The sequence below is a fragment of the Geodermatophilus sp. SMS 5-13 genome, assembly GCF_059428245.1.
Genome location: NZ_CP165729.1, coordinates 620,250 through 645,819, shown reverse-complemented (window position 1 = coordinate 645,819; position 25,570 = coordinate 620,250). Strand labels below are relative to the sequence as shown.

The 25,570-nt window shown below is 74.7% G+C and carries 25 protein-coding genes, 1 tRNA gene and 1 pseudogene; 10 read left to right on the top strand and 17 right to left on the bottom strand.

Annotated features, from left to right (window positions below; genetic code table 11):
• Nucleotides 1-74: 74 nt before the first annotated feature.
• From AB3388_RS03125 to AB3388_RS03095, 7 genes are all read right to left on the bottom strand, one after another.
• The gene (locus AB3388_RS03125) at nt 75-2,855 is read right to left on the bottom strand and encodes a PQQ-dependent sugar dehydrogenase (protein ID WP_495409291.1); all 2,781 of its coding nucleotides are present in this window, start codon (nt 2,853-2,855) and stop codon (nt 75-77) included.
• 196 nt (nt 2,856-3,051) lie between these two features.
• The gene (locus AB3388_RS03120; protein WP_495409290.1) at nt 3,052-4,833 is read right to left on the bottom strand and encodes a PQQ-dependent sugar dehydrogenase; all 1,782 of its coding nucleotides are present in this window, start codon (nt 4,831-4,833) and stop codon (nt 3,052-3,054) included.
• Nucleotides 4,834-5,080: 247 nt separating this feature from the next.
• Nucleotides 5,081-5,154 (bottom strand) — tRNA-Ala (locus AB3388_RS03115).
• Nucleotides 5,155-5,218: 64 nt separating this feature from the next.
• The gene (locus AB3388_RS03110; RefSeq protein ID WP_495409289.1) at nt 5,219-5,917 is read right to left on the bottom strand and encodes a SepX/GlpR family protein; all 699 of its coding nucleotides are present in this window, start codon (nt 5,915-5,917) and stop codon (nt 5,219-5,221) included.
• Nucleotides 5,918-6,073: 156 nt separating this feature from the next.
• Complete coding sequence (locus AB3388_RS03105; RefSeq protein ID WP_495409288.1) at nt 6,074-6,694, bottom strand: GNAT family N-acetyltransferase; 621 nt, start codon at nt 6,692-6,694, stop codon at nt 6,074-6,076.
• A 10-nt stretch (nt 6,695-6,704) separates the two neighbouring features.
• Nucleotides 6,705-8,111, bottom strand: a complete 1,407-nt coding sequence (gene glp / locus AB3388_RS03100; RefSeq protein WP_495411432.1) for a molybdotransferase-like divisome protein Glp — start codon at nt 8,109-8,111, stop codon at nt 6,705-6,707.
• A gap of 36 nt (nt 8,112-8,147) precedes the next feature.
• Complete coding sequence (locus tag AB3388_RS03095) at nt 8,148-9,077, bottom strand: UTP--glucose-1-phosphate uridylyltransferase (protein WP_495409287.1); 930 nt, start codon at nt 9,075-9,077, stop codon at nt 8,148-8,150.
• A 26-nt stretch (nt 9,078-9,103) separates the two neighbouring features.
• On the opposite strand from AB3388_RS03095, the gene AB3388_RS03090 reads away from it, so the two are divergent.
• From AB3388_RS03090 to AB3388_RS03075, 4 genes are read left to right on the top strand one after another with little or no spacing between them, the layout of a single operon-like run.
• Nucleotides 9,104-9,697: a 5-formyltetrahydrofolate cyclo-ligase gene (locus AB3388_RS03090; RefSeq protein WP_495409286.1), complete on the top strand. Its 594-nt coding sequence runs from the start codon at nt 9,104-9,106 to the stop codon at nt 9,695-9,697.
• Between the two features lie 42 nt (nt 9,698-9,739).
• Entirely contained in the window at nt 9,740-11,101 is a 1,362-nt protein-coding gene (locus AB3388_RS03085; protein WP_495409285.1) for an SLC13 family permease, read from the top strand.
• Between the two features lie 15 nt (nt 11,102-11,116).
• Nucleotides 11,117-12,343, top strand: coding sequence for a CaiB/BaiF CoA transferase family protein (locus AB3388_RS03080; protein ID WP_495409284.1), 1,227 nt, complete (start codon nt 11,117-11,119; stop codon nt 12,341-12,343).
• Nucleotides 12,340-13,872, top strand: coding sequence for a carboxyl transferase domain-containing protein (locus tag AB3388_RS03075; RefSeq protein WP_495409283.1), 1,533 nt, complete (start codon nt 12,340-12,342; stop codon nt 13,870-13,872). The genes AB3388_RS03080 and AB3388_RS03075 overlap by 4 nt, the downstream gene beginning before the upstream one ends.
• 10 nt (nt 13,873-13,882) lie before the next feature.
• On the opposite strand, the gene AB3388_RS03070 is transcribed toward AB3388_RS03075, so the two are convergent.
• On the bottom strand, nt 13,883-14,377 hold the full coding sequence (locus tag AB3388_RS03070) for a MarR family winged helix-turn-helix transcriptional regulator (protein ID WP_495409282.1): 495 nt from the start codon (nt 14,375-14,377) through the stop codon (nt 13,883-13,885).
• A 171-nt stretch (nt 14,378-14,548) separates the two neighbouring features.
• Between AB3388_RS03070 and AB3388_RS03065 the strand changes: the two genes are divergently transcribed.
• On the top strand, nt 14,549-16,081 hold the full coding sequence (locus tag AB3388_RS03065) for a PP2C family protein-serine/threonine phosphatase (protein ID WP_495409281.1): 1,533 nt from the start codon (nt 14,549-14,551) through the stop codon (nt 16,079-16,081).
• 25 nt (nt 16,082-16,106) lie between these two features.
• On the opposite strand, the gene AB3388_RS03060 is transcribed toward AB3388_RS03065, so the two are convergent.
• The 3 genes from AB3388_RS03060 to AB3388_RS03050 all read right to left on the bottom strand — a co-directional run bounded on the left by AB3388_RS03060 (nt 16,107) and on the right by AB3388_RS03050 (nt 18,103).
• Nucleotides 16,107-16,565: a DUF5313 family protein gene (locus AB3388_RS03060; RefSeq protein WP_495409280.1), complete on the bottom strand. Its 459-nt coding sequence runs from the start codon at nt 16,563-16,565 to the stop codon at nt 16,107-16,109.
• A gap of 99 nt (nt 16,566-16,664) precedes the next feature.
• Nucleotides 16,665-17,171 (bottom strand): MarR family winged helix-turn-helix transcriptional regulator, encoded by a 507-nt coding sequence (locus AB3388_RS03055; RefSeq protein ID WP_495409279.1) that lies wholly within the window; start codon nt 17,169-17,171, stop codon nt 16,665-16,667.
• A 62-nt stretch (nt 17,172-17,233) separates the two neighbouring features.
• Complete coding sequence (locus AB3388_RS03050; RefSeq protein WP_495409278.1) at nt 17,234-18,103, bottom strand: DUF1206 domain-containing protein; 870 nt, start codon at nt 18,101-18,103, stop codon at nt 17,234-17,236.
• Nucleotides 18,104-18,376: 273 nt separating this feature from the next.
• Here AB3388_RS03050 and AB3388_RS03045 point away from each other — a divergent pair.
• Nucleotides 18,377-18,562, top strand: a pseudogene (locus tag AB3388_RS03045) (FmdB family zinc ribbon protein); the annotation flags it as partial.
• A 14-nt stretch (nt 18,563-18,576) separates the two neighbouring features.
• Here AB3388_RS03045 and AB3388_RS03040 read toward each other — a convergent pair.
• Nucleotides 18,577-18,756 (bottom strand): hypothetical protein, encoded by a 180-nt coding sequence (locus AB3388_RS03040; protein ID WP_495411490.1) that lies wholly within the window; start codon nt 18,754-18,756, stop codon nt 18,577-18,579.
• Between the two features lie 94 nt (nt 18,757-18,850).
• Between AB3388_RS03040 and cpaB the strand changes: the two genes are divergently transcribed.
• Together cpaB and mscL are read left to right on the top strand one after the other, a co-directional pair.
• Entirely contained in the window at nt 18,851-19,483 is a 633-nt protein-coding gene (gene cpaB / locus AB3388_RS03035) for a Flp pilus assembly protein CpaB (RefSeq protein WP_495409277.1), read from the top strand.
• 30 nt (nt 19,484-19,513) lie between these two features.
• Nucleotides 19,514-19,969, top strand: coding sequence for a large conductance mechanosensitive channel protein MscL (gene mscL / locus AB3388_RS03030; protein ID WP_495409276.1), 456 nt, complete (start codon nt 19,514-19,516; stop codon nt 19,967-19,969).
• Nucleotides 19,970-19,976: 7 nt separating this feature from the next.
• Here the strand turns inward: mscL and AB3388_RS03025 are convergent, their stop codons facing one another.
• On the bottom strand, nt 19,977-20,663 hold the full coding sequence (locus AB3388_RS03025; RefSeq protein WP_495409275.1) for a YbaK/EbsC family protein: 687 nt from the start codon (nt 20,661-20,663) through the stop codon (nt 19,977-19,979).
• 164 nt (nt 20,664-20,827) lie between these two features.
• Between AB3388_RS03025 and AB3388_RS03020 the strand changes: the two genes are divergently transcribed.
• Nucleotides 20,828-21,187 carry a VOC family protein gene (locus AB3388_RS03020; protein WP_495409274.1) on the top strand — a complete coding sequence of 120 codons (360 nt, stop codon included), beginning with the start codon at nt 20,828-20,830 and terminating at the stop codon, nt 21,185-21,187.
• Nucleotides 21,184-21,609, top strand: coding sequence for a PaaI family thioesterase (locus AB3388_RS03015; protein WP_495409273.1), 426 nt, complete (start codon nt 21,184-21,186; stop codon nt 21,607-21,609). Before AB3388_RS03020 ends, AB3388_RS03015 begins: the two co-directional genes overlap by 4 nt.
• On the opposite strand, the gene proS is transcribed toward AB3388_RS03015, so the two are convergent.
• The 4 genes from proS to AB3388_RS02995 are packed head-to-tail and all read right to left on the bottom strand — an operon-like array spanning nt 21,603 to nt 25,381.
• The gene (proS, locus tag AB3388_RS03010; RefSeq protein ID WP_495409272.1) at nt 21,603-23,009 is read right to left on the bottom strand and encodes a proline--tRNA ligase; all 1,407 of its coding nucleotides are present in this window, start codon (nt 23,007-23,009) and stop codon (nt 21,603-21,605) included. The two genes, AB3388_RS03015 and proS, sit on opposite strands and share 7 nt — an antisense overlap.
• Nucleotides 23,010-23,052: 43 nt before the next feature.
• A complete protein-coding gene (locus AB3388_RS03005) occupies nt 23,053-23,976 on the bottom strand; it encodes an MSMEG_6728 family protein (RefSeq protein WP_495409271.1) in 924 nt (307 codons plus the stop codon).
• A gap of 42 nt (nt 23,977-24,018) precedes the next feature.
• Nucleotides 24,019-24,900 carry an NAD-dependent protein deacetylase gene (locus AB3388_RS03000; protein ID WP_495409270.1) on the bottom strand — a complete coding sequence of 294 codons (882 nt, stop codon included), beginning with the start codon at nt 24,898-24,900 and terminating at the stop codon, nt 24,019-24,021.
• 40 nt (nt 24,901-24,940) lie between these two features.
• Entirely contained in the window at nt 24,941-25,381 is a 441-nt protein-coding gene (locus tag AB3388_RS02995) for an SRPBCC family protein (protein WP_495409269.1), read from the bottom strand.
• Nucleotides 25,382-25,570 lie beyond the last annotated feature (189 nt).

Here is a 25,570-nt window from a genome sequence, read left to right as displayed (position 1 = left end):
GGAGGCCGCGCCCTGGGTGGCCGGGCAGTGGGGATGCCCTGCCCGGCCGCCCGGGGACAGGCCCCGCCGCGCGGTCAGGTGCGCCGGTCGGTGACCACGCCGGTGGCCGCGGTCCAGGTGATGTAGCCGCGCTCGAAGTTGGTCCGTCGGCCACCGGGGATCGCGAACTCGTCGCTGGTCGGGTAGCCGAGGTAGGACCGCTCCCAGCCCAGCTGCGACCAGCGGGTGCGGATCGCGCCGTGCACCTCGTGGGCGCCGGTGCGCGGCGTCCAGTAGACCGAGCCGGCCTCGAAGTGGTTGAAGTGGCCGACGCGGTCGGGCGCCGTCGTCTCGTTGCTGGTCGGGAAGCCGAGGACCCCGGACTCCCACCCGAGCGCCCCCCACTTCTGGTAGATCGCGCCGTAGACGCTGCGCGCCCCCAGCCCGGGCAGCCAGTAGATGCCCCCGTTCTGGAAGCTGTTGTAGCGCCCGCGGCCGTTGGGGGTGCCCAGCTCGTCGGTCTTCGGGTAGCCGTGCGGGCTGCGCTCGAAGCCCATCGCCTTCCACAGCGTGGCGATGTCCCCGTAGACGGCGTGGGCGCCGGTGGACGGCGACCAGTACACCGAGGCGTTCTGCAGGGCGAAGTGGTTGAAGCGGCCGACGCCGTCGGGGGTCGCCGTCTCGTCGGTGATCGGCTCCCCGAGCTTCACGTGGCCGCCCACGGCCAGGTAGTCGGTGAGGATCGAGCCGTGCACCTCGTGCGCCCCGGCCCGCGGTGACCAGTACAGCCGGCCCTTGGCGTAGGTCCGCCAGCGCACCGCGGCGTCCCCGGCCTCGGGCGCCGTGGGCGCGCCCAGCAGGGTGCGCAGCACCGGTTCCGCGTTGTACCGCCGGTCGATCGGCGTCAGGTACGTCGCGGTGAGGGTCAGGTCGGCGTCGGGCATCACCTGCGTGCGCTCGCGCGCCGCGCCGTCGCTCCACCGGTCGAAGGTGGCCACGTTGTCGGAGGCGGTCACCGGCGCGATCACGGACACCCGCGCGCCCGCGGTGACCTGCGCGGTGGCGCGCGCGGCTCCGTTGACGGTGATCGCGGCCGGCGTGCTGGCGGCGATCGTCAGCGTCCGCAGCCGCGGCGCGGCTGTGAAGGTCTGCTGCGTCCGGACGCCGGCGCTGTCGGTGGCGCTGACGTTGATCTGCAGCCGGGTGTCGTCGCCGTGGTCGTCGAACGGCCGGTCGAACGTCGGGCCGGTGAACGTCTCACCCGGGTGGTTGTGGCAGTAGCCGCCGCTGCAGTGCACCAGGACGACGCTCCAGGTGACGTCGAGCGGCCCGTCCTCGGCGTCGGTGGCCGTCGCGCTCGCCTGGACCGCCTCGCCGACGGCGAACTGCCGCGTGGCCGGCGGTGCGGTCAGGCTGATCACCGGCACGTTGTTGGCCGGCGCCACGGTGAACGTCGTCGTCCCGGTGGCGCCCTGGGCGTCGGTGACCGTGAGCCGGCCGGTCCGCACCGTCGCGTCCGGGTACTGGTGGGTCGCCTGCGCGCCGGTGGCCGTGGCGCCGTCCCCGAACTCCCACCGGTAGGTGAGCGCGTCGCCGTCCAGGTCGCTGGACCCCCGCCCGTCGAACGCGACCGTGCGGGTCGCCGGGTCGGTGGTGAAGACGGCGCCGGCGGTGGGCGCCCGGTTGCCGGCGGCGTAGCTCAGCCGCTTGAGCACGCTGCCGCCGATGTCGGCGTAGACGATGTCGCCGTTCGCCGGGTGGGCGGCGAACCGCACCGGCGCGCCGTTGCCGGTGCCGAAGCCGCCCGCCTCCGGCTGCCGGGTCAGCACGCCCTGGCTGTCGTAGCGCAGCGTGTAGACGCGGCCCGCGGCGTAGTCGCCGAAGAAGTAGGCGCCCTGGTACGCCGCCGGGTACGCCGACCCGGTGTAGACGATCCCGCCGGTGACGCTGGTGCCGAGCGGGCCGTGCACGTAGGTCCACAGCGGCGCGGAGTTGCCGACGCCCTGGCAGCCGGCGAGGTCCTTGTAGCCCGGGGTCTGGGTGTTGCCCTCCCAGCACGGCCAGCCGTAGCTCGCGCCGGGCCGGATCAGGTTCACCTCCTCCCAGGTGTTCCAGCCGACGTCACCGACGACCGGCCCTCCCGTCGTCGGGTCCAGGCTCAGGCGGAAGGGACTGCGGAAGCCGCTGGCGTACACCCGGCTCTTGAACGACGACGGGTTGGCGGCGTCGTAGAAGGGGTTCGACGGCACCCCGCGGCCGTCGGGGAGGACGTGCAGCAGCTTGCCGTAGCCGGTGTTGACGTCGAGGGCACGCAGCGCCAGCGGGTCGACGAAGCGGAAGTCGGAGCTGTCGCCGATGGAGACCCACAGCGTGCCGTCCTCGGCCGCGACGATGCCGGTGGTCGCGTGCACGTCGGAGCCGTTCGGCAGGTCCCAGATCACCCGCTCGGTGCCGATCCCGGTCGGCTCCGGTGCGCCGGTGACCGTCCAGGAGGACAGCCTCATCGTCCAGGCGTTGTTCACCAGCAGGGTGCGGGCGAGGTAGATCCGCTTGCTCGTCGCGTAGTCGGGGGCGACGGCGAGCCCGACCAGGCCGAGGTCCTGGGTGGTGACGACGGGCAGGGTGGCCAGCGTCCGCGGCGCGCCGGCCGCCGACACCCACGCCACGCGGCCGTTCTTGCCGATCGTGAAGTAGCTGCCGTCGGGCAGGAACGCGAAGTCGGTCAGCGTGTCGGTCTGCCCGGAGGGCATGTCCCGCACCGCGAACCCGGCCGGCAGGGCGGCCTGCGCCGTCGCAGGGACGACGACCATCGCCCCGAGGACGACGGCCGCGACCAGCCCGATGCGGAGCAGGCCCGCGCGCAGCAGACGGGGCATGCCCCGCCGGAAAGTTCCCCCGCTCGTGATCATGACGGCGGAGTGTGAGGGTGGTTACACAGCGCCACAAGTCACTGTGCGTCTCCCCCCGGAAATTCACCCGAGTCAGCGCCGGACGCCCCGCACATCATGACTCTGCGTAAGGGGTGGGACACCGTGTGACGACCGGAACGGCCAGGTGAGCGGCGGTGTCGTTCTAGACGGTGGACTCGTCGAGCGGGAGCGCCGTGAACCGCGCCTGCGCCTTGATGCCGACACTGTCCGTGACGGTGGCCCGGATCTCCAGCCGGGTTCCGGGCCCGTGGTCGTCGAACGGCCGGTCGAACGTCGGGCCGGTGAACGTCTCGCCCGGGTGCTCGTGGCAGTAGCCGCCGCTGCAGTGGATGAGGACGACGCTCCACGTCACCTCCAGGGCGCCGTCCTCCACGTCGGTCGCCGTGGCACTCGCCCGCACCGGCTCCCCGACCGCGAACCGGTGGTCGGCCGGGGGTGCGGTGAGCGTGATCACCGGGACGTGGTTGGCCGGGACCACCGTGAGGGTGGTCGTCCCCGTCGCGCCCTGCGCATCGGTGACCGTGAGCCGTGCCGTGAGCGGCGCGGTGCCGGGAGCGGCGTAGGCGTGGGTGGCCTTCACGCCGGTCCCCGTGGCGCCGTCACCGAAGTCCCAGGCGTAGGTGATCGCGTCGCCGTCGAGGTCCGAGGAACCGCTGCCGTCGAAGGTGACGGTGCGGGTGGCCGGGTCGCTGGTGGTGGTCGCATTCGCCGTGGGCGCCCGGTTGCCCGGGGCCGCGACCAGCCGCTTGAGCACCGCCCCGGCGATGTCGGCCCAGACGACGTCGCCGTTCTCGGGGTGCGCGGCGAACTTCACCGGCGCGCCGTTGTCGGTGCCGAAGCCGGCCGCCTCGGGCTCGCGGGTGAGCGCGCCGTCCGCGTCGTACCGCAGCGTGTAGACCCGCTGGGCGGAGTAGTCACCGAAGAAGTAGGCGCCCTGGTAGTCCGCCGGGTACGCCGTCCCGGTGTAGACGATGCCGCCGCTGACGCTGGTGCCGAGCGGGCCGTGGGGATAGGTCCACAGCGGCGTGGAGTTCTCGGCGCCCTGGCAGCCGGGCATCTCGGCGTACCCCGGCGTCGCGGTGTCGCCCTCCCAGCACGGCCAGCCGTAGCTGGCGCCCGGCCGGACCAGGTCGACCTCCTCCCAGCTGTTCCAGCCGACGTCGCCGACGATCGGCCGGCCGGTCGCCGGGTCGAGGCTCAGGCGGAACGGGCTGCGGAAGCCGCTGGCGTACACCCGGCTCTGCCACGACGCCGGGTCGGCGGGGTCGAAGAACGGGTTGGCCGGCACGCCCTGCCCGTCCGGCAGCACGTGCAGCAGCTTGCCGTATCCGGTGGCCGTGTCCAGCGCCCGCAGGGCCAGCGGGTCGGCGATGCGGAAGTCGGCGGCGTCCCCGGTCGACACCCACAGGGTTCCGTCCGGATCGGCCACGAGGCCGGTGATCTGGTGGACGTCGGAGGTCTGCGGGAGCTCCAGCAGCACCCGCTCGGCGTCGATGCCCGTGGGCTCGGGGGCTCCGGTCACGGCGAACGACGACACCCGGGTCATCCGGGCGCCGTTCACGTCCAGCGCACGGGCCAGGTAGATGCGCTTGCTGGTCGCGTAGTCGCTCGCGACGGCGACGCCGACCAGCCCGAGGTCCTGCTGCGTGGCCACCGGCAGCGTGGCCAGCGTCCGGGGGGCGCCCGCGGCCGAGACCCAGGCGACCCGGCCGTTCTTGCCGGTCGTGAAGTAGCTGCCGTCGGGCGCGAACGCGAAGTCGGTCAGCAGCTCGCTCTGCCCGCTGGGCATGTCCACGACGGCGAAGCCGGCGGGCAGGGCCGCCTGCGCCGTGCCCGGTGCTATCGCGATCCCTGTGACGACGACGACGGCGGCGACCAGCGCGCTCCGCAGCGACGACCTGACCGCACTCCCACGCTGGATCATTCCCCCTGGCACACCCATGGCGGGGCAGTTTTCGGGACGCCGACGGGGCGAAGCAAGGGACGACGCCGGACGCGAACGCCGGACGCGGAACACTCCGGCTCGTGCTGACCGAGGGTGCCGGTGCGCGTGCGCTCGGCCAGTCGCGGCGGACTGTGACGGAGCGGCACACATAAGTACCGTCACGGGGCCCCGACGCACGAACGCCGCCGGGGCGGAATGCCCCGACGGCGTCGGTGAGGTGCACGGGTGGAGCTGAGGGGATTTGAACCCCTGACCCCCTCGATGCGAACGAGGTGCGCTACCGGACTGCGCCACAGCCCCGCGACGGACAGATTACCCGTCGAGCGCTCGGGCGCCGCCACCGGGGCGGCGCCGGAGCGTCGGATCAGCCGTTGACCACCCGGGCGGGGCGGTACTCGTCGATGTCGGCGAAGCCGATGTCGTCGTCGTCCAGCCCGACGACGGCGCTGTGCTGCCAGCCGGCCGGCGCGGCCGTGCGGGCGGCGACGACGCGGCCCGGGCGCAGCGGGTGCACGGGGGCCAGCGGCAGGCTCGGGTGCGGCAGCGCCGGCAGCGCCTCCTGGGTGGCCGTGGCGTGCTCGGCCTCCGCGACGGCGGCGGCCCGTCGCTCGGCCGCCGCGGCCAGCCGGGCCTCGCGCGCCGCGGTCCGGGCGGCGCGGCGGGCGGCCATCCGCTCGCGGCGGGCGGCCTTCCGGAGCACCAGCACGTAACCGACGACGGCCAGGTCGAGCAGGGCCTGCGCCGGCCACATCCAGGAGCTGAGGAAGAGCGCTCCCGCGAGGGCCAGCAGGGCCGCGGCGACGAGCCCGCCCAGCACGCGCCGGCGCAGCTTGTGCACGTCGACCTTGAGCTCGCCGCTGGTGCGCAGGGCCTCGCGGTCGATCGTCACCCGCTCGGTCTCGGCCGAGACGACGTGGTTGGCCGTCCGCCGTCGCTGCAGCGTCCGCCCGGACGAGGCCGGCTCGCCGCGGCCGGCATGCGAATCACCGCGGGTCACCACCATCGGCACCAGCACGACGAACCACAGCACGACCAGAGCGGCGAGAAGCGCGCCCGATCCCATCCAGAACACCACCTGTCACACGAGTCACCGGCTTCGGCAGGTTAGGCAGCGAGATCACCCGAATCGGGGAGGCGCGCTGGAGTGTCGCGTGCGAGTTCTGGAACTGGTGTGACGACCGGCGCGGCGTGTCGACAAGAGGACACCGCCGGCGAGGGGTCAGCGTGGTAGGGACTCACGCCAGCGGGCGAGCACGCCGGCCGGCACGTCCTCGGCGAGGAGGGCGTAGGTGAGGTGATCGCGCCAGTCGCCGTCGATGTCCAGGTACCGGCGCAGCAGCCCCTCGCGGGAGAACCCGAGCCGCTCCACCAGCCGCTGGCTCGGCCCGTTCTCGGGTCGGATGTCGGCCTGCAGGCGGTGCAGCCCGACCGGGCCGAACGCGTGGTCGCAGACCAGGGCCACGGCGAGGGAGGCCATGCCGCGACCGGCCGCCTCGCGGTCGATCCAGTAGCCCAGGTGCCCCGAGCGCATGGCCCCGCGGACGATGTTGTCGACCGTCACCTGGCCGGCCAGCCGGCCCTCCACCCGGACGGCGAACGGCAGCGAGGTCCCCGCGCGGGCGCGGCGGGCCACCGCCCGGCGCATCGCCCGGTAGGCCCCCGGGGTGTGCCGCAGCCGCCAGGGCAGCGGCGCCGACGGCTCCCACGGCGTCAGCCAGTCCTCGTTGGCCAGCCGCAGCCGGGCCCACTCCGCGGCGTCCCGGCGGCGCAGCGGGTGCAGCTCCACCGGCCCCCAGGCCAGCCGTACCGGCCACCCCGGGTGCAGGACCGGATCGCTCATGGGCCCTCGGTCAGCCGCCGAGCAGCAGCGGCATGACCGTCACCAGCCCGCCGGGGGCGACCTCGGTGACGTCCTCGTCGACGACGATCAGGCAGTTGGCCCGCGCCATCCGGGCGAGCTGCGCCTCGCTGCCGTCGCCGACCGGCTCGACGACGTAGCCGCCGTCGGGGTGCCGCATGACGGTGCCGTGCAGGTACTGGCGGTAGCCCAGCGGCGACACCAGCTGCTGGGCCGAGATCGCCTGCACGGTGCGGCGGAAGAGCTGCCGCTTGCCGAGCATGAGCCGGATCGCCGGGCGCACGAACACCTCGAAGGACACCAGCGCCGACACCGGGTCGCCGGGCACGCAGATCACCGGGACGGAGTCGCGGCCGAGCCGGCCGAAGCCCTGCACGGGGCCGGGGTGCATCGCGATGGAGGTGAACGTCGTCGGGCCGAGCTCGGCGAGCACCTGCGGCACCTGGTCGAATCCGTCACCGGCGAAGGTGCCGGAGACGAGCACCAGGTCGCTGCGCAGCAACGCGCTCTCCAGCCGCTCGGTGAGCCGGTCCCGGTCGGTCGGCAGGATCCCGCCGCGGTAGGCGTCGGCGCCGGCGTCGCGCGCGGCCGCGGCCAGCGCGTAGGAGTTCACGTCGACGACCTGCCCGGGGGCGGGGTCGGTGCCGACGTCGACCAGCTCGCCCCCGGCGGAGAGGACGGTGATCCGCGGCCGCGGCCGCACGTGCACCCGGTCGCGGCCGACCGCGGCCAGCAGGCTGATCTGCGCCGGCCCGATCGGCGTGCCGACCTGGACGGCGGAGTCCCCCACGGCGACGTCGTCCCCCGCCCGGCGCACGTAGCTGCCCGACGGCGGCGCGGCGTGGACGGCCACCCGGACCTCGCCCTGGTCGGTCCACACCGCGGGGACGACGACGTCGGCGCCGGCCGGCAGCATCGCCCCGGCGGTCACCTTCTGCGCCAGGCCGGGCCCGATGGAGGCGGGCGCGCCGCTGCCCGCGGTGCTCTCCCCCACGACGGCCAGCTGCACCGGCGCCTCGAGCGTGGCGGTCGCGACGTCCTCGGCGCGGACGGCGTAACCGTCGAGGGCCGCCTGGTCGAAGGCCGGCAGCGCGCGCTGGCTGACCACGTCCTCGGCGCACAGCAGGCCCTGCGCGTCGAGCACCGCGAGCTCGATGGGGTCGACCTGCGGGGCGGCGGCGAGGATCTCGTCGAGGTGCCGCTCCACCGTCGGCACCTGCGGCGTCGCCGGCGCGGGCGGCGGCGAGGGGATGCGCTCGAGGTCGATCTGCGTGGTGTCGCGGAACGTCCCGGTCTCCGGCTCGGGGACGGCCTCCTGGACGGCGATGCCGTGCCGCAGGTCCATCTGCGACGTGTCGCGCCGCGACCCGAACCCCCCGCTCGTGCTGTCGTCCGTCATGCCCACGCGCTCGATGGTGCCCTCTGTCGCCCGCGCTCAGGCCGGCGACGCGCCATCGGCGGGCAGGTCGGCGACGAACTCGGTCAGCCACGCGCGCAGCGGCGGGCCCAGGTCGTCGCGCTCGCTGGCCAGCCGGATGACCGCCTTGAGGTAGTCCAGCCGGTCGCCGGTGTCGTAGCGCCGGCCGCTGAAGACGACGCCGTGCAGCGGCTCACCGCGCTCGACCAGCGTGGCCAGCGCGTCGGTGAGCTGGATCTCCCCGCCGCGGCCGGGCGAGGTGGTGCGCAGCACCTCGAAGATCTCCGGCGCGAGCACGTACCGGCCGATGATGGCCAGGCTGCTCGGCGCCTCCTCGACCGGCGGCTTCTCGACCAGGCCGGTGATCCGCACGACCTCGTCGCCCTCGCCGGTGTGCCCGCTCGGCTCGACGGCGACGGCGCCGTACTTGTCGATGTTCTCCCGGCCGACGTCGAGCAGGGCGATCACCGATCCGCCGTGCTCGGCCTGCACGGCGAGCATCTGCTCGAGCAGGTGGTCCCGGGCGTCGATCAGGTCGTCGCCCAGCAGGACGGCGAAGGGCTCGTCGCCGACGAACGCCGCGGCCTGCAGCACCGCGTGCCCGAGCCCCTTCGCCTCGCCCTGGCGGACGAAGTGGACCTGGGCGACCTCGGTGGACGCGTGGACGGCGGCGAGCCGGCCGGCGTCGCCCTTCTTCTCCAGCGCCGTCTCGAGCTCCGGCGTCCGGTCGAAGAAGTCCTCGATCGCGGACTTGTTGCGGCCGGTGACCATGAGCACCTCGCGCAGGTCGGCGCGCGCGGCCTCCTCGACGATGTACTGCAGCGCCGGGCGGTCGACCACCGGGAGCAGCTCCTTGGGCACGGCCTTGGTCGCCGGCAGGAAGCGGGTGCCCAGCCCGGCCACCGGGATGACCGCCTTGCGGGTCGGTCGGGAACTGGCAGTCGGCATGCAGGCAGCCTAACTAGGCTCCCGAAGTGATCACTCACGGCGAGCCGGTCGAGGCCAAGGCGGCGCTGCGGCAGCGACTCCTCTCCCGCCGCCGTGCCCGCACCCCGGCCGAACGCGCGGCGGCGGCGGCCGCGGTCAGCGCGGCGCTGCTGCGCGGCCTCGCCGGCACCCGCACGATGGCCGCGTTCGCGCCGGACGAGATCGAGCCGGGGTTCGGCCGGCTGCCGGCGGCCTACACGCAGCTCGGCGCGCGCGTGCTGCTGCCGATCACGCCGGCCGACGGCGAGGAGCTGTCGTGGGCGGTGGACACCGGCCGGCTCGCGCCGGGGCGCTACGGGCTGCTCGAGCCGGTCGGCCCGCGGCTGGGCCCGACCGCGATCGGAGCGGCGGAGGTCGTCGTCGTCCCGGCGCTGGCCGTGGACCGCGGCGGCGTCCGGCTCGGCCGCGGCGGCGGCTACTACGACCGCGCCCTCGTGCACGCCCGCGCGGACGCCGTCCTGGTGGCGGTGGTCTTCGACGACGAACTGGTCGACGCGCTGCCCGCCGAGACCCACGACCGCCGGGTGACGGCCGTCGTCACCCCGTCCGGAGGCTGGCAGGCGGTATCCCCGGGGCACTGAGACAGTGGACCGATCCACCCCCCGACGTCGTGGGAGGGGCTTGTGTCCCCGGAGATCGTCACCATCATCGGGCTCGTCGTGATCTTCGCGATCGCGTCGTTCCTGCCCATCAACATGGGGGCGCTGGCGTTCGTCGCCGCATTCCTCATAGGCACCCTGTCGGTGGGCCTGTCCACCGACGACATCCTCGGCGGCTTCCCCGCCGAGCTCGTGGTCACGCTGATCGGCGTCACCTACCTGTTCGCCATCGCCCAGAACAACGGCACCGTCGACCTGCTGGTCCGAGGCGCGGTCCGGATGGTCGGCGGCCACGTCGCGGCGATCCCCTGGATCATGTTCTTCGTCACCGCGCTGCTCACGGCGATCGGTGCGCTCTCCCCCGCCGCGGTCGCGATCATCGCGCCGATCGCGCTGACCTTCGCCGCGCGGCACGGGATCAACCCGCTGCTCATGGGCATGATGGTCATCCACGGCGCCCAGGGCGGCGGCTTCTCCCCGATCAGCGTCTACGGCGTCACGGTCAACACGATCGTCGAGGACGAGGGTCTGCCCGGCAGCCCGCTGGCCGTGTTCCTGGGCAGCCTGTTCTTCAACCTGGCGATCGCCGTGGTGCTGTTCGTCGTGCTCGGCGGCCGCAAGCTGCTGGGCCGCAAGGTCGGGGTCACCGCGGGCGTCGAGGCCGAGGCGGTGCACGCGGGGTCCGGCCCCGGCGTCCGCGGTTACGGCCCGGCGGCCGGCGCCGGCCCCGCGCCCGGTGCGGTCGTCGGTGGGGACGACGCCCCGCGCGCCGACAGCCCGCCGCCGGTCACGCCGGACCAGGTCATGACGCTGATCGGCCTGGCCGCCGTCGCCGTCCTCGCCCTGGCGTTCGACCTCGACATCGGCTTCGTCTCCATCACCGTCGCCACCGTCCTGGCGCTGTTCGCCGCGGCGCGCCACAAGGGCGCCGTGAGCCAGATCAGCTGGTCCACGGTGCTGCTCATCGCCGGCGTCCTGTCCTACGTCTTCGTGCTGCAGGAGGCGGGCACGATCGACTACGTCGGCGAGGCGGTCATCGGCCTCGGCGTCCCGCTGCTGATCGCCCTGCTGCTCTGCTACATCGGAGGGGTGGTGTCGGCCTTCGCGTCGTCGACCGCGATCATCGGGGTCGCCATCGCGCTGGCGGTGCCGTTCCTGCAGGCCGGGGACATCGGCGCCGTGGGCGTGGTGGTCGCCCTGTCAGTGGCCTCGACCATCGTCGACGTGAGCCCGTTCTCGACGAACGGCGCGCTGGTCCTGGCCAACGCGCAGGACGTCGACCGCGACCGCTTCTACAAGCAGATCCTGGCCTACGCGGGGATCGTCGTCGCCGTCGGGCCGATGCTGGCCTGGCTGGTGTTCGTCGTCGTCCCCAGCTGGCTCTAGACGATCGGAGACCCCGTGTCCGGACCCCTCGACGGCGTCCTCGTCGTCGATCTCACCCGCGCCCTCGCCGGGCCGCACGCCGCGATGATGCTCGGCGACCTCGGCGCGCGGGTGATCAAGGTGGAGAACCCCGGCGCCGGGGACGACACCCGCGGATGGGGTCCGCCGTTCGTCCAGCCCGAGGGCGGGGACCGGGAGTCGACGTACTTCCTGTCGGCCAACCGGAACAAGGAGTCGATCACCCTCGACCTCAAGGACGCCGGCGACAAGGCGCTGCTCACCGAGCTGCTGCGCCGCGCCGACGTGCTGCTGGAGAACTTCCGGCCCGGCACGCTGGCGCGCCTCGGCTTCGGCACCGACGTGCTGGCCGAGCTGAACCCGCGGCTGGTGACCCTGGCGATCAGCGGCTTCGGGCACGACGGCCCGGAGGGCGGCCGCGCCGGCTACGACCAGATCGCCCAGGGCGAGGGCGGGCTGATGTCGGTGACCGGCCCGGGCCCCGACGACCCGCAGCGGGTCGGCGTGCCGATCGGCGACCTGCTGGCCGGGATGTACGGCGCCTACGGCGTGCTCGCCGCGCTGCTCGAGCGCGAGCGCACCGGCCGCGGCCAGGTGGTGCGCACCTCGCTGCTCGCGGCGATCGTCGGCGTGCACGCCTTCCACGGGACGGCGTGGACGGTGGCCGGCCAGGTCGGCCGCGCGCAGGGCAACCACCACCCCTCGATCGCGCCGTACGGGCTGTTCCACTGCGCCGACGGCAGCGTGCAGGTGGCCTGCGCCAACGAGTCGCTGTGGCGGCGGCTGTGCGCCGAGTTCGGCTTCGACCCGGAGGCCCCGGGCATGGCCAGCAACGGCGAGCGCGTGGTCAACCGGCAGAAGGTGATCGACCTGCTCGAGGGCGCCTTCGCCTCGATCGCGGCCGAGGACCTGCTCGCCCGCCTCAACAAGGTCGGCATCCCGGCGGGCAAGGTCCGCACGATCGACGACGTCTACGCCTGGGACCAGACGGCGTCCCAGGGCCTGCTCCTCGACATCGAGCACGCGACGCTCGGCCCGCTGCGGATCCCCGGTCCCCCACTGCGGTTCTTCACCCCCGGTCCGGACGGCGAGCGCGAGACCACCCGCCGCGACCACCGGCCCCCGCCGGTGCTCGGCTCCTCGAACGAGGCGATCCGGGCGTGGCTCACCGACGGCGTGCCGCAGCCGGCCGAGGACGACGTCGAGGACGGGCACGCCACGTGACGACGGCGCGCCCGGCCCGTCTCGACGCACGGGCACTGCGGGACCTGGTGCTCGACCCGGGGTCCTGGACCTCGTGGGACACCCCGATCCAGCGCCGCGACGCCGACCCGGGGTACGCGAAGGACCTCGCCGAGGCCGCGGAGCGGACCCACCAGGACGAGGCGATCGTCACCGGCGAGGGCCGGCTGCGCGGCCGCCGGGTCGCGGTGATCGCGGGCGAGTTCGGCTTCCTGGCGGGCTCGATCGGTGTGGACGCCGCCGAGCGGCTGATCGCGGCGGTCGAGCGGGCGACCGAGGAGGGGCTCCCGCTGCTGGCCGCGCCGGTGTCGGGCGGGACGCGGATGCAGGAGGGCACCGTCGCCTTCCTGCAGATGGTCGGCATCACGGCCGCGATCGCCCGGCACAAGCAGGCGGGGCTGCCGTACCTGGTGTACCTGCGCAACCCGACGTTCGGCGGCGTGCTGGCGTCGTGGGGGTCGCTCGGGCACGTGACGATCGCCGAGCCGGGGGCGTCGATCGGGTTCCTGGGGGCGCGGGTGTACCAGGCGCTCTACGGCGAGCCGTTCCCCGAGGGCGTGCAGACCGCCGAGCACATGGCCGAGCGGGGGCTGCTCGACGCCGTCGTCCCGCACGAGGAGATCGGCGACGTCGCCGACCGCGCGCTGCGCGTGCTGGCCGCCCGGCAGACCTGGCACCTCGACGTGCGGGGCGCGGAGGGGCCGCGGCCGGAGGACGGCACCGACGCCGACGACCCCGAGGACCACCGCAGCGCGTGGGACGTGGTCACCGCCTCCCGCCGAGAGGACCGGCCGGGCGTGCGGCGGCTGCTGCGGACCGCCGCCACCGACGTCGTCGGCCTGTCGGGTACCGGCGCCGGGGAGAAGGACCCCGGACTGCTCCTGGCGCTGGCCCGCTTCGGCGGCGCGCCGTGCGTGGTGCTCGGGCAGGACCGGCGCGGGCAGTCGCTGTCGGCGCCGCTGGGCCCGGCGGCGCTGCGCGAGGCCCGCCGCGGCATGCACCTGGCCGAGGAGCTCCGGCTGCCGCTGGTCACGCTGATCGACACCCCCGGCGCCGCGCTCTCCCGCGAGGCCGAGGAGGGCGGGATGGCCGGCGAGATCGCCCGCTGCCTGCAGGAGCTGGTGATGCTCAAGGCGCCGACGCTGGCGGTGCTGCTGGGCCAGGGCACCGGGGGCGGCGCGCTGGCCCTCGTGCCGGCCGATCGGGTGCTGGCCGCCGCCAACGGCTGGCTCGGCCCGCTGCCGCCGGAGGGCGCGTCGGCGATCGTGCACCGCGACCTCGACCACGCCGGGCAGATGGCGCAGGAGCAGGGCGTGCGGGCCACCGACCTGTGGCGGGCCGGCATCGTCGACCGCGTCGTCCCCGAGCGTCCCGACGCCGCCGACGAGCCGGTGGAGTTCTGCGGCCGGCTGGGCCGGGTGCTCGGCGAGGAGCTGGCCGGCCTGCTCGGCCGCGACGACACCGAGCGCTTCCGCAGCCGGCTGCACCGCTACCGGCACCTCGGCCGCTGAGGAGCCGGTCCTACTCCTCCAGGTCCCGGCCGTGCTCGACGCGCAGGCTGTGGTCGGGGTCGAGCCGTTCGAGGACGGTCTCGAGCACCTCGCAGAGCGCCTCGGTCTGCTCGCCGGTGAGCGGATCGAACAGCGCCGTCCGGACGGCGTCGGCGTGCCCGGGTGCCACCGAGCGGACGACGTCCCACCCGGCGTCGGTCAGCACGGCGACGTTGCCGCGGCCGTCCTCGGCCGAGCGCTCCCGGCGCACCCAGCCGCGCTCCTCGAGCCGGGCGACGGTGTGCGAGAGCCGGCTCTGGGACTGGTTGGCCCGCCGGGCCAGGTCGCTCATCCGGCGGCTGCGCCCGGGCGCCTCCGACAGCATCGCCAGGACGACGTAGGCGGCGTGGGTCAGCCCCGCGTCGCGCTGCAACTGGGCGTCGAGCACCCGCGGCAGCAGCTCCGAGGCCGTCAACCAGGCGCGCCACGTGCGCTGCTGCTGCTCGTCGAGCCATCGCTGCGCCACGTCGCCGACGGTACCCGGCGGATCTTGGAGGCCGGGCGCACGACGTCACGCCGCAGCGCAATCGTTCGCATCCGCGCGGCCGGAACTCGAACCGCCCCTGCAACGGTCCCCACGCTTTCCGGAACGACCGTTACAGTTGCTAACGTTATGTGGAGTACCCGACCACGCAAGGTGAGCATCGTCGCCGCCGTGCTGCTGCTGGTGATCACCGGTGTCCTCACCTTCCTGACCTGGCGGGTCACCACCCACAGCGAGCAGCGGCTGCTCAGCCGGCAGGTCGCGCAGGTCGGGACGCTGCTCACCAACCAGGCGGCGGTCCTGCAGGTCCAGCTCGCCGACATCGCGCAGGTCGCGGTGAACACCCACGCCAACCCGGCGGCCTTCGCCCGGTTCGCCGGCCGCGAGCTGGAGGAGACCGGGCAGTCGCTGTCGCTGTGGCGGGCCGCCGACGGACAGGCCGAGCAGCTGGCCGTGCAGGGCGTCGAGCCGTGGCTGCCCGCCGACGGGGCCGGCGCGCTGGCCGCTCTGGAGCCGACCGGCGACCTGGTGATCCTGGGCATCCTGCCCGGCGAGCGGGATCGGCTGGCCTACGCGCTCATGCCGGCCGATGGCGACACCGACCTCGTCGTCTACGCGGAGTCCCCCCTTCCCGAGGGCCGGCGGATGGCCGTGCCGCCGAACTCCCCGGTGGCCGGGCTGGACCTCGCGCTCTACCTGGGCCGGACGACAGAGCCGGCGCGGCTGCTCCAGGCGACCGCGCCCACTCCGATCGACGGCGAGACCCGGCGCGCGACGGTGCCGTTCGGCACGAGCACGGTCACCATCGTCGCCACCTCGCCCACCCCCCTGGCCGGCGCGCTGTCGAGCGCCCTGCCGTGGATCGTGCTCGGCGCCGGCTGCGCCCTGGCCGTCGGAGGGGCCGCGACGGTCGAGTTCGTGTCGCGCCGGCGAGCGGTCGCCGAAGGGCTCGCCGAGGAGAACGCACGGCTCTACCGCCAGCAGCGCGGCATCTCCGGGACGCTGCAGCACGCGCTGCTGCCTGCCGTGCCCGCGCTGTGCGGGGTGGACGTCGCCGCCCGGTACGTCGCGGGCGTCGACGAGCTCGAGGTCGGCGGCGACTGGTACGACGTCATCGAGCAGCGGCCCGGCTGCTGCGTGTTCGTCGTCGGCGACATCTCCGGCCGGGGCCTGCCCGCGGCGACGACGATGGCCTCGCTGCGGTTCGCCGTGCGCGCCTACCTCGCCGAGGGGCACTGCATCGAGACCGTGCTGACCCGGCTGCGCTGCCTGCTCGACATCCACGTCGACCACCAGTTCGCCACCGTGCTGCTCGGCGAGCTCGACGTGACCGCGGGCCGGCTGCGCCTGGTGTCCGCCGGCCACTTCGGCCCGCTGCTGGTGACCGACGGCCGGGCCGAGTTGCTCGACTGCCCGGTCACACCGCCGATCGGGGTGCCGAGCACGACCCCGCCGGTCGTCACGACCGTGCACGTGCCGCAGCCGGCCACGCTGCTGGCGTTCACCGACGGCGCGGTCGAGCGCAGCGGCGAGGACATCGACACCGGCCTCGAGCGCCTGCGCTCCGCCGCGGCCGCGCGCGAGCACGAGTCGCTGGAGCCGATGCTCGACGGCCTGCTGAGCACGCTCACCGCCGACGGCCGGAAGGACGACACCGTCCTCCTCGGGCTGCGCTGGGCCCGCTGACCGGGCGCTGCTGACCGCCGGCGGATCAGCGGCCGGTGCGCTCGCGGTACCGGGCCGCGCGCTTGGCTGCCGCGGCCCGCTTGCGCTCGCTCTCCTGCTTCTGCCGCACCAGGGCACGCTGGTCGCGGTACGCCTGGGCGGTGCCCACCGGGTAGCCGGCCTTGACGACCCGGTTCTCGGCGGTCTCGGTCATGTAGGCCAGGGAGTAGATCATCGCCAGGAAGATGCCGCCGCCGGCCGCGGCGGCGCGCAGGCCCCACCCGGCCGGCAGCAGCGTCAGCACCAGCACGATCGGGATCGACATCTGCACGAAGGTGCGGGCGACGTGCCGCAACGCCCAGGTGCCGGTCGTGGTGTCGTAGAGCACCCAGCCGCGGTGGCGCCGGGGCAGCCGGCCGCCGAGGGCGTACCAGAGCCAGCGGTGCGGAGCCGGACGGACGATCGGCTCGGCCGGGACGCCGGGCTGCGCTTCGGGTTCCCCCATGACGACTCTCTCCTGGTCCGTGAGGCTCACATCCCCATGGTCCCCCAAGACGCTAGGGGCACCAAGGATTGGGGCACCAAATGTCAGCGGGCTCACACCTCAGGCGACGGTCGCCTCGGTGGTCGCGGCCGGGGCCCCCAGCGCCCGCTGCGAAGCGCCGATCACGCGGGTGAGCGCCCCCTGGAGGGCCATCAGCTCCTCCACGGGCATGCCGAGCCGTTCGACGATGCCGGCGGGGATCTGCTCGGCCTGCGCGCGCAGCGCCCTCCCCTTGTCGGTCAGGGCCAGCGCGAGGTTGCGCTGGTCCTTCGGGTCCCGCTCCCGCCGCAGCAGGCCGGCCGCCTCCAGCCGCTTGAGCAGCGGCGAGAGCGTGCCGGGGTCGAGTTGCAGCAGCACCGAGAGGTCCTTGACCGAGAGCGGCCCGTGCTGCCACAGCGCGAGCATCACCAGGTACTGCGGATGGGTCAGCCCCAGCGGCTCCAGCACCGGCCGGTAGACCGCGACCACGTTGCGAGCGGCCACGGAGAGGGCGAAGCACACCTGCCGCTCGAGGGCCAGCATGTCCTCGGACGCGACGGGCTGCGGGGTCGTCTCACCGGTCGTCACCACCTCAGCGTAGAACCCGTGGTGGCCCAAGCGTTGGCCCGCCAAGCAGAGCCACCCCGGGCTCAGGACGACGGGTCGCGGTCGGGATACCGGGCGCGGGCGAGCGCGTACACGCCGAAGGCGGCGAACCCGACCGCGACCCCGCCGAGCAGCCACGGCCCGCCCGGCGCGTCGACGATCGCGGTCATCGCACCGTCCAGACCGGTCGCTGTGGAGAGGTCGGCGGACGCGGCGGCCTGCCACAACAGCACCCCGACCAGACCGAAGGCGATGCCCTTCGCGGCGTAGCCGATCCGCCCGACCGTCTCGATCCACGGCTCGACGCTGTCGGGGGCGGTCGGCAGGTCGATGTCCTTCATGAATCCGCCGGTGAGCCCGCGGACCACGCTGTAGAGGCCGGCGGCGACCACCGCGACGGCGACGACCTCCACCAGCACGGTTCCGCCCGGGATCTGCAGCGTCCGTCCGGTGAGCGCGCGCAGCCGCTCGTCGGCCTCGTAGTCGAGCCCGACGGCGAACAGCAGCGCGGTGACCCCGAGGACGGCGTACACCGTGGCCTTGGCCAGGCACTTGGTGCAGACGAACGCCGTCCGCTTCCGGTGGGCGCGGTCGAACAGACCGCGCCACCACAGCAGCACCTCGCCGGCCTGCCAGAGGGCCAGCGCCAGCAGGCCGAGGCCGATGACCCACAGCAGCACCAGCCCGCCCGGTGAGTCCGCGACCGTCTGCAGCGCACCGGTCTGGTCGGCGTCGGTGCGGTCGGCGCCGCGCGCCAGCTGCAGCGCCAGCCAGCCGATGAGCAGGTGCATGACGCCGTAGGCGATCAGGCCGACCCGGGCCACCGCCTCGAGCACCGGGTGGTCGGTGACCTCGCGGGCGTGCTCGACCGCGCGATGCACGCGGTCGAACAGGGAGCGGGCGGCGGAGGTCACCGCACCGATCCTGCGGTACCGGGCGCGCGTCCGCATGTGGCGCGAGGTCGCTCGGCCCCGCCACCTGCGGCCGCAGCGACCGCCGACCGCTGGGGTCTCACCGCACCGTCACCCGCCGGGCCGGAATGCCGCCCCGCAGCAAGGCGTTCTTCTCACCGCGGACGTCATCCGCCGCACGCGTCACCCTCCCGAGGACGGCACGCCGGACACTCCCGTTTCGGGCGTGGACGAAGTGCACCGTGAGGGCGCATCATTGGCACTCGACAGGGACGAGTGCCAAACCAGGCTCACCCGACGAGGAGCGCAACCGCCGTGCCCACGTACCAGTACGTCTGCACCAACCCCGATGCCAAGCACGAGTTCGAGCTCGTGCAGTCGTTCACCGACGCGCCGGCCAGCGAGTGCCCGAGCTGCGGCAGCACGGTCCGGAAGGTCTACGGCTCCGTGGGCGTGGTGTTCAAGGGCTCCGGCTTCTACCGGACCGACAGCCGCGCCGGGGCGTCCTCGAGCAACGGCTCCTCGTCCTCGAGCAGCTCCTCGTCCTCGAGCGGCTCGTCGTCCGGCGGGTCCTCGGATTCCTCGAAGGCATCGTCGTCCTCCTCGACGTCGGGCAGCGCGGCGAAGGCCGCCAGCTGACCCTGCTCCCGCTCCACCGGTTCCGGCCCCGCGCTGTCCACAGCGCGGGGCCGGTTCCACAACCGGCGCCGTCCGCCGCCACGCCGCCCGCGGGGTGAGCACGCTGCGGGAGTGCTCCGCTTCCGCCGCCCCCGCTCCCCCGTCCACACGCTCCGGCGTGCCCTCGCGGCGCTGCTCGCGGCCGGCGCTCTCCTGCTCGCCCTGCGCTCGCCACCTCCGGCCGCCGTCGCCGGCCAGGCCACCGTCGCGGTCGCCGTCACCGCGGCCGACCTCCCGGCTGGCACACCGCTGGCCCTCTCGGACCTGACCGTGGCGCGGCTGCCGGCCGGTGCTGCACCCGCCGGCACCGTGGCCGACCCCGGCGAGCTCGTCGGCCGGCGCCTGGCCGGGAGCGTGCGTGCCGGCGAGCCGGTGACCGACGTGCGGCTCGTCGGGCCGGGCCTCACCGCGGGCCTGCCGGAAGGACAGGTGGCCGCGCCCGTCCGGCTGGCCGACCTCGCGGTCACCGGGCTGCTGCGCACCGGCGACCGGGTCGACGTGCTGGCGACCGCGCCCGACACGGAGCGCGCCGAGACGGTGGCCGCCCGGGCGCTGGTCCTGGCCGCGCCCCGCCCGCCGGCCGATCCCTCGGCCGCGGGTGACGACGCCGGCCTGCTGGTGCTCGCGGTGGACGCCGCGACGGCCGCCCGGCTGGCCGCGGTGGCCACCACCTCGACCCTGACGGTGAGCCTGCCGCCACCCTGACCGGCCCGTTGCCTGGCCGGGGCCGCCCCGATGTGGCTGGATGACCGGGTGCTCAAAGGCTTCAAGGACTTCCTGCTCCGCGGCAACGTCGTCGACCTCGCGGTCGCGGTCGTCATCGGCACCGCCTTCACCCTGGTGGTGAGCTCGTTCACCAACTCGTTTCTGACCCCGCTGATCGGACTGGTCACCGGCGGCGGCGAATTCGGCGGCACGTTCACCATCAACGGCCAGACGTTCACCTACGGCGCGTTCATCAGCCAGGTCATCACGTTCGTGCTGACCGCGGCGGTCGTGTACTTCGTCGTCGTGGTCCCGATGAAGACGCTCATGGAGCGGCGCAAGCGCGGCGAGGAACCCGGCCCGGTGGCGCCGACGCAGGTCGAGCTGCTGGTCGAGATCCGGGACCTGCTGCGTGCCCAGCAGGGCTCCGGACCCGGCCGGGATCCGTCCGGGCCGGGGACGACGGCCCTGCCCGGTCAGCTGTGAGCGGCGGTCAGTCGCTGCCCCAGTGCGGCGGCCGGTTCTCGAGGTAGCGCCGATCATCGTCGCGGGCGTCGTCCGGGCGCTCGCTCCAGCCGATGTCGGTGTCGTCGGGTGCCCGCGGCGGCGCGGAGCGCGCGGGTGCCGCCGGCCGCGGCTCCACGGGCTGGCCGAGGCCCTCGAGCACCTCCGCGCCGGGGAGCCTGGCGAGCAGCCGGCCGGGCACGGCGAGCTTGCTGCCGCGCGTCCCCGAGCCGATCACGACGAGCTCGGCGGCGGCCACGGCGGCGTCGACGAGCACCGGCCAGCCCTCCGGCAGCCCGATCGGCGTGATGCCGCCGTAGGCCATGCCGCTCTCGGCCACGGCGACGTCCTGCGGAGCGAACGAGGCCTTGCGGGCGTCCAGGTGCCGCCGCACCAGCCCGTTGACGTCGGCCCGGGTGGTCGCCAGCACGACGCAGGCGGCGAGGCTGGTCTGCCCGGCGCGGCGGGCGGCCACCACGACGCAGTTCGCCGAGGCGGTAGGCGGTACCCCGTAGGCGTCCATGAAGGCGGCGGTGTCGGCGAGCTCGTCGTCGATCTCGGCGACCCAGACCTCGCCGGGCAGCGCGGCCAGGGCCGCCGCGACGGGCGAGCCGAGCAGCTCGGGGTGGTCGGCGGCCGGCCGCCAGGACAGCGAGCCCAGCCGGGGCGCGGTCATCGGGCGGCGACGGGTCGGCGAGCGGCGACGGGTCGGCGAGCGGAGCGCATGCCCCGATCGTGCGGCACGCCGCGGCGTCGCCGCAGGCCGGGTGGCCGGATCGCTGCGCCGCGCGGCCGGGATCCGGCTGTCGCGCTCGGACCCCGTGTGGTCAGGATGGGGCCATGATCGGCCAGCTGCACTCCGTCGTCATCGACGCACCGGACGCCCACGCGCTCGCCACCTTCTACGCCGAACTGCTGGGCATGGAGGTCAACGGCTCCCCCGGCGACGACTGGGTGGTCGTCACCGGCGCCGGACACCGGCTGGCCTTCCAGCAGGCGCCGGACCTCAAGCCGCCGGACTGGCCCGATCCCGACCGCCCGCAGCAGTTCCACCTCGACGTCTTCGTCCGCGACATCGACGAGGCGGAGCCGAAGGCGCTCGCGCTGGGCGCGACGCGGCTGCCCGGCGAGGGCGGCGACTTCCGCGTCTACGCCGACCCGGTCGGGCACCCGTTCTGCCTGGTGTGGGATGCGGCGTGACCGTCGAGTTCCCCTCCCCCGACCTCGCCTCGGCCAGCCGGTTCGTCGCCGCCTCGGGCTTCGTGGTCACCGAGTTCACCGGCTCGCGCGTGGCCGGCCACCTCGACCTCGGCCCCGACCAGCACACGCCCTGGGGCGTCGTGCACGGCGGCGTCTACTGCACGGTCATCGAGTCCGCGGCGTCCATCGGCGCCAGCATGGCGGTGGCCGACCGCGGCCAGTTCGCGGTCGGCGTGAACAACCAGACCGACTTCATCCGCCCGGTCACCGAGGCACGGGTCGACGTCCTCGCCGAGCCGATCCAGCAGGGCCGGACCCTGCAGCTCTGGCTCGTGACGCTGACCCGCGCGGACGACGGCAAGATCGTCGCCCGCGGCCAGGTGCGGCTGCAGAACGTGCCGCTGCCGCAGTCGGCTCAGTAGGCGCGGGCGACGACGGCGAGGGCGCCGGGGCTGTCGTCGTCCGCCGGCAGGCCGCCGTCAGGCTGGACGAGGCAGCGGACGGTGACGCCGCGCTCGGCCAGCCGCGCCTCGCCGTCCGGCCCCAGCCGCGCCCACTCCATGCGCGCCCAGCCGTCCTGAGCGGCGGCCAGGGCGTCGTCGGGCGTGCGGACGTCGACGGTCCGGTCGGCGAGCCGGGCCCGTGCCTCCTCGAGCAGGCGCGCCTGGTCCTCGTCCAGCGCGCCGACCACGTCGTCGACGACGCTGGGCAGGGCCACCGGCGCCCGGGTGCCGGCGATCCGGCGGACCACGCTCGCCCGGCCGTCGGCGAGGTCGCGGGGGCCGAGGTCGACGCGCACCGGCACGCCCTTGAGCTCCCAGTCGACGGCCCGCCGTCCGAAGGGGACGTCGGCGCGGTCGTCGAGCTCGACCCGCACCCCGCGCGCCCGCAGGCCCTCGGCCACCGACCGCGCCGTATCGACGACGCCGTCGCCGGCCCGCGCGACCACGACCACCACCTGGACGGGCGCGAGCCGGGGCGGCAGGCGGAGCCCGGCGTCGTCCCCGTGGCCCATGATCAGGCCGCCGACCAGGCGGGTCGAGGAACCCCACGACGTCGTCCACGCGAGCCGCCGCTCGCCGTCGGCGGCGAGGAAGTCGATGTCGAAGGCCCGGGCGAAGTTCTGCCCGAGCTCGTGGCTGGTGCCCATCTGCAGCGCCTTGCCGTCGCGCATCATCGCCTCGCAGGTCAGCGTGTTCACCGCACCGGCGAACCGCTCCCGGCGCGTCTTGCGGCCGGCGACGACCGGAAGGGCCAGGACGTCCCGCATGAACGACGCGTAGACCTCGTGCAGGATCCGGCGCGCGTACGCCCGTGCCTCGTCCTCGGTGGCGTGCGCGGTGTGCCCTTCCTGCCACAGGAACTCGGTCGTGCGCAGGAAGATCCGCGGCCGCAGCTCCCACCGGACCACGTTGGCCCACTGGTTGAGCAGCAGCGGCAGGTCCCGGTGGCTCTGCACCCACCTGCCCATGTACTCGCCGACGACCGTCTCGCTGGTGGGGCGCACGACGGCCGGCACCTCGAGCTCCCGGCCGCCGGCGTGGGTCACCACGGCCAGCTCGGGGCTGAACCCCTCCACGTGCTCGGCCTCGCGGCGCAGGTACGGCTCGGGGATGAGCAGCGGGAAGTAGCAGTTGCGGGCGCCGGCCGCCGTGATCCGTCCGTCGATCTCCGCCTGGATCCGCTCCCAGATCGCGTACCCGTACGGCCGGATCACCATCGTCCCGCGCACCGGCCCGTTCTCGGCCAGCTGGGCCTTGGCGACGACGTCCTGGTACCAGCGCGGGAAGTCGGCGGACTGGCGCGCGAGAACGGTTGCCACGACGAGACGCTGCCACAGGGACGCGGCGCGGCACCCCCGGTTTTCAGCCGCGGCCGGGCACCTGCGCCGGGTCGAGGACGACGGTGAACAGCGCCCGCGGGTCCTGCAGGGTCGCACGAGGCCGGGCTGCGGAGCGCGGCACCACACGGTCCCAGCGGGCCGGCCGGCGGTGCGGCAGCAGCTCCCGCCCCTGGAACAGGTAGTCCCCGACGACCTCGCCGAGCAGCAGACCGGCGCCGTGCTCGATCGGCACGGCGACGGGGTCACCGGGGCGCATCTCGTCCAGGAACGCCGAGAGCTGGCGCAGGTCCTTGGCCGGCCGGCGCCCCGAGAGCTCCCTGGCCAGGGCGCGCAGCTCGGCCGGGGACAGCCCGGTCGCGTCGACGTCCACGCCCGACTGGGTGCCCAGGCCGACGACGCCGGCGGCCAGGCAGGCGCCCAGCTCGCCGTGCGCCCGCGGGCGCACCACCCACACCCGCACGCCGTCCGGCTCCGGCGCCACGGGGACGTCGTCCGGTTCCGGCCAGACGTAGGGCAGGTCGTCGGGCTCCGGACCGAAGCGCTCGGCGAAGCGCGCCCGGTAGAACTCGGGGTCCTTGGCCAGCAGGTTCGACCGGTGCGACCGGTGCAGCGCCTCGTCGCCGACCCAGGACGGCAGCAGCCCGGCGCCGGCCAGCTCCGTCTGCGAGCGGCCGTCCACCTCCGGCGCGAACTCGGCGATCGGCGCCGCGGTGGTGTCGGCGAAGCCGCGCTCGCGCCACACCCTGACCATCGCCAGGCCGTAGGCGACCAGCGCGGGGGTCCGGCCGCGCCACATGCGGACCGCCGGGTGCGACGCCCAGCCGTAGTCGGGCAGCTCGAGAGCACGCAGGATCTGGAGGGTCTCGACGCGCTGCTTGCCGAGACGCGGCGAGTCGAGCAGGCGGGCGCTCTCCTCGAAGTCGGCGACGGGGACGAAGGTCTGCATCGGCGACCATCCTCGCCGAGGCCGCCCCGGACCGCCGGTCGGTCAGGCGGCGGCGGCCAGCTGCCGGGCGAGCGCGGGCAGGACGTCGCCCAGCGGCGCGTCGAGGCGCACGTCGGCCCTGACGTCCCCGCGGGTGGGCCCGACGTTGACGATCGCGACCGGGATCCCCTGCTTCGCCGCGTGCAGCACGAACCGGTAGCCGCTCATGACGGTCAGCGAGGAGCCCAGGACGAGCAGGCAGCCGGCGTCGTCGACCAGCCGGAAGCAGCCGTCGACCCGGTCGCGCGGGACGGTCTCGCCGAAGAAGACGACGTCGGGCTTGAGCGGCCCGGACCCGCAGGCGAGGCAGTCGACCATCACGAACCCGTCGAGCACCTGGTCGGGCAGCTCGGCGTCGCCGTCCGGGTTGATCTCGTCGGTGCGCGGCCCGAAGTCCGGGTTCGCCGCGCGCAGCCGCTCGTCGAGGGCGGCCCGGCTCGCGACGTCCCCGCAGGCCAGGCAGATCGTGCGGTCCAGCCCGCCGTGCAGCTCGACCACGCCGCGGGCGCCCGCCGCCTGGTGCAGCCCGTCGACGTTCTGGGTGATGACGCCGGAGACCAGGCCGGCGAGCTCCAGCTCCGCGACCGCGCGGTGCCCGGCGTTGGGGCGCGCGCCCCGGATCTGCCGCCACCCCACGAAGCTGCGCGCCCAGTAGCGGTGCCGGCCGCGGGGATCGCGGGTGAACGTCTGGTACGTCATCGGCGTGTGCCGGCGCAGCGAGCCGGTGGCCCCCCGGTAGTCCGGGATTCCCGAGTCGGTCGACAGCCCGGCGCCGGAGAGGACGACGACATCGCCGTCGGCGACGAGCTCGGCCAGGGCGTCCAGGGCGTGCCCCGGAACGGCGCCCTCCCCGCTGCTCGGGAGGGCGGTCGGCGCGGCGGTCACCCCGCCATGGTCCCTCGCCGGCGGCCGCCGTGCCGGGAGCTCACGCCAGCTCGCGCTCCAGCCGGGTGAGCAGCTCGCCGTACACCCGGCGCAGCCCCTTCGGCGCGAAGGTGCGCTCGAAGAACCCGCCGATCCCGCCCGCCCCGTTCCAGGTCGTCCGCGCCCGTACGGTGGTCACCCCCGCGTCGGCGGGGCGGAGCGTCCAGGTGGTCACCATCGAGGAGTTCACGTCCCGCTCCACCACCGTCTCGGCGTCGGGCTCGGTGACCTCGACGAGCTGGTCGCGGACCCGCTTGGACGTGGCGGCGAAGCGCCAGTGCACGCGGGTGCCGGCGCCGGTGCCACCGGCCTCCACCCGGTAGTCGCTGAACTGCTCGGGCATGGCCCGGCGGCGGGCGCCCTCGTAGTCGGTCAGTGCGGCCCGGACCCGCTCGGCCGGTGCGCGGACGACGTGCTCGGTGGTGGCGACGACCTCGCTCATGGCCTCCAGTCTGCCGATCGCTCACCACGGAGCCCGACCGAGGGATCCCCAGTTGTCGCACGGCGCCGTGGCCCTGACCGACCCGGCGCACGGATCCGGTACCGGCTGCTCGGACCCGCCGGCGGTGCGAGCCGGTTTCCAGCGGTTGGTGAACAGCTCGCAGTCGAAGTGCGCGCCCCGGGCGATCTG

Bases quoted from the DNA above. Each gene is read 5' to 3' on its own strand.
- glp (WP_495411432.1), bottom strand. From the start codon at position 8,111: ATGACGGACGACAGCACGAGCGGGGGGTTCGGGTCGCGGCGCGACACG.
- AB3388_RS03095 (WP_495409287.1), bottom strand. From the start codon at position 9,077: ATGCCGACTGCCAGTTCCCGACCGACCCGCAAGGCGGTCATCCCGGTG.
- AB3388_RS03005 (WP_495409271.1), bottom strand. From the start codon at position 23,976: ATGCAGACCTTCGTCCCCGTCGCCGACTTCGAGGAGAGCGCCCGCCTG.
- AB3388_RS03060 (WP_495409280.1), bottom strand. From the start codon at position 16,565: ATGGGGGAACCCGAAGCGCAGCCCGGCGTCCCGGCCGAGCCGATCGTC.
- AB3388_RS03125 (WP_495409291.1), bottom strand. From the start codon at position 2,855: ATGCCCCGTCTGCTGCGCGCGGGCCTGCTCCGCATCGGGCTGGTCGCG.
- AB3388_RS03105 (WP_495409288.1), bottom strand. From the start codon at position 6,694: ATGAGCGATCCGGTCCTGCACCCGGGGTGGCCGGTACGGCTGGCCTGG.
- mscL (WP_495409276.1), top strand. From the start codon at position 19,514: ATGTGGCTGGATGACCGGGTGCTCAAAGGCTTCAAGGACTTCCTGCTC.
- AB3388_RS03025 (WP_495409275.1), bottom strand. From the start codon at position 20,663: ATGACCGCGCCCCGGCTGGGCTCGCTGTCCTGGCGGCCGGCCGCCGAC.
- AB3388_RS03110 (WP_495409289.1), bottom strand. From the start codon at position 5,917: ATGGGATCGGGCGCGCTTCTCGCCGCTCTGGTCGTGCTGTGGTTCGTC.
- AB3388_RS03020 (WP_495409274.1), top strand. From the start codon at position 20,828: ATGATCGGCCAGCTGCACTCCGTCGTCATCGACGCACCGGACGCCCAC.
- AB3388_RS02995 (WP_495409269.1), bottom strand. From the start codon at position 25,381: ATGAGCGAGGTCGTCGCCACCACCGAGCACGTCGTCCGCGCACCGGCC.
- AB3388_RS03120 (WP_495409290.1), bottom strand. From the start codon at position 4,833: ATGATCCAGCGTGGGAGTGCGGTCAGGTCGTCGCTGCGGAGCGCGCTG.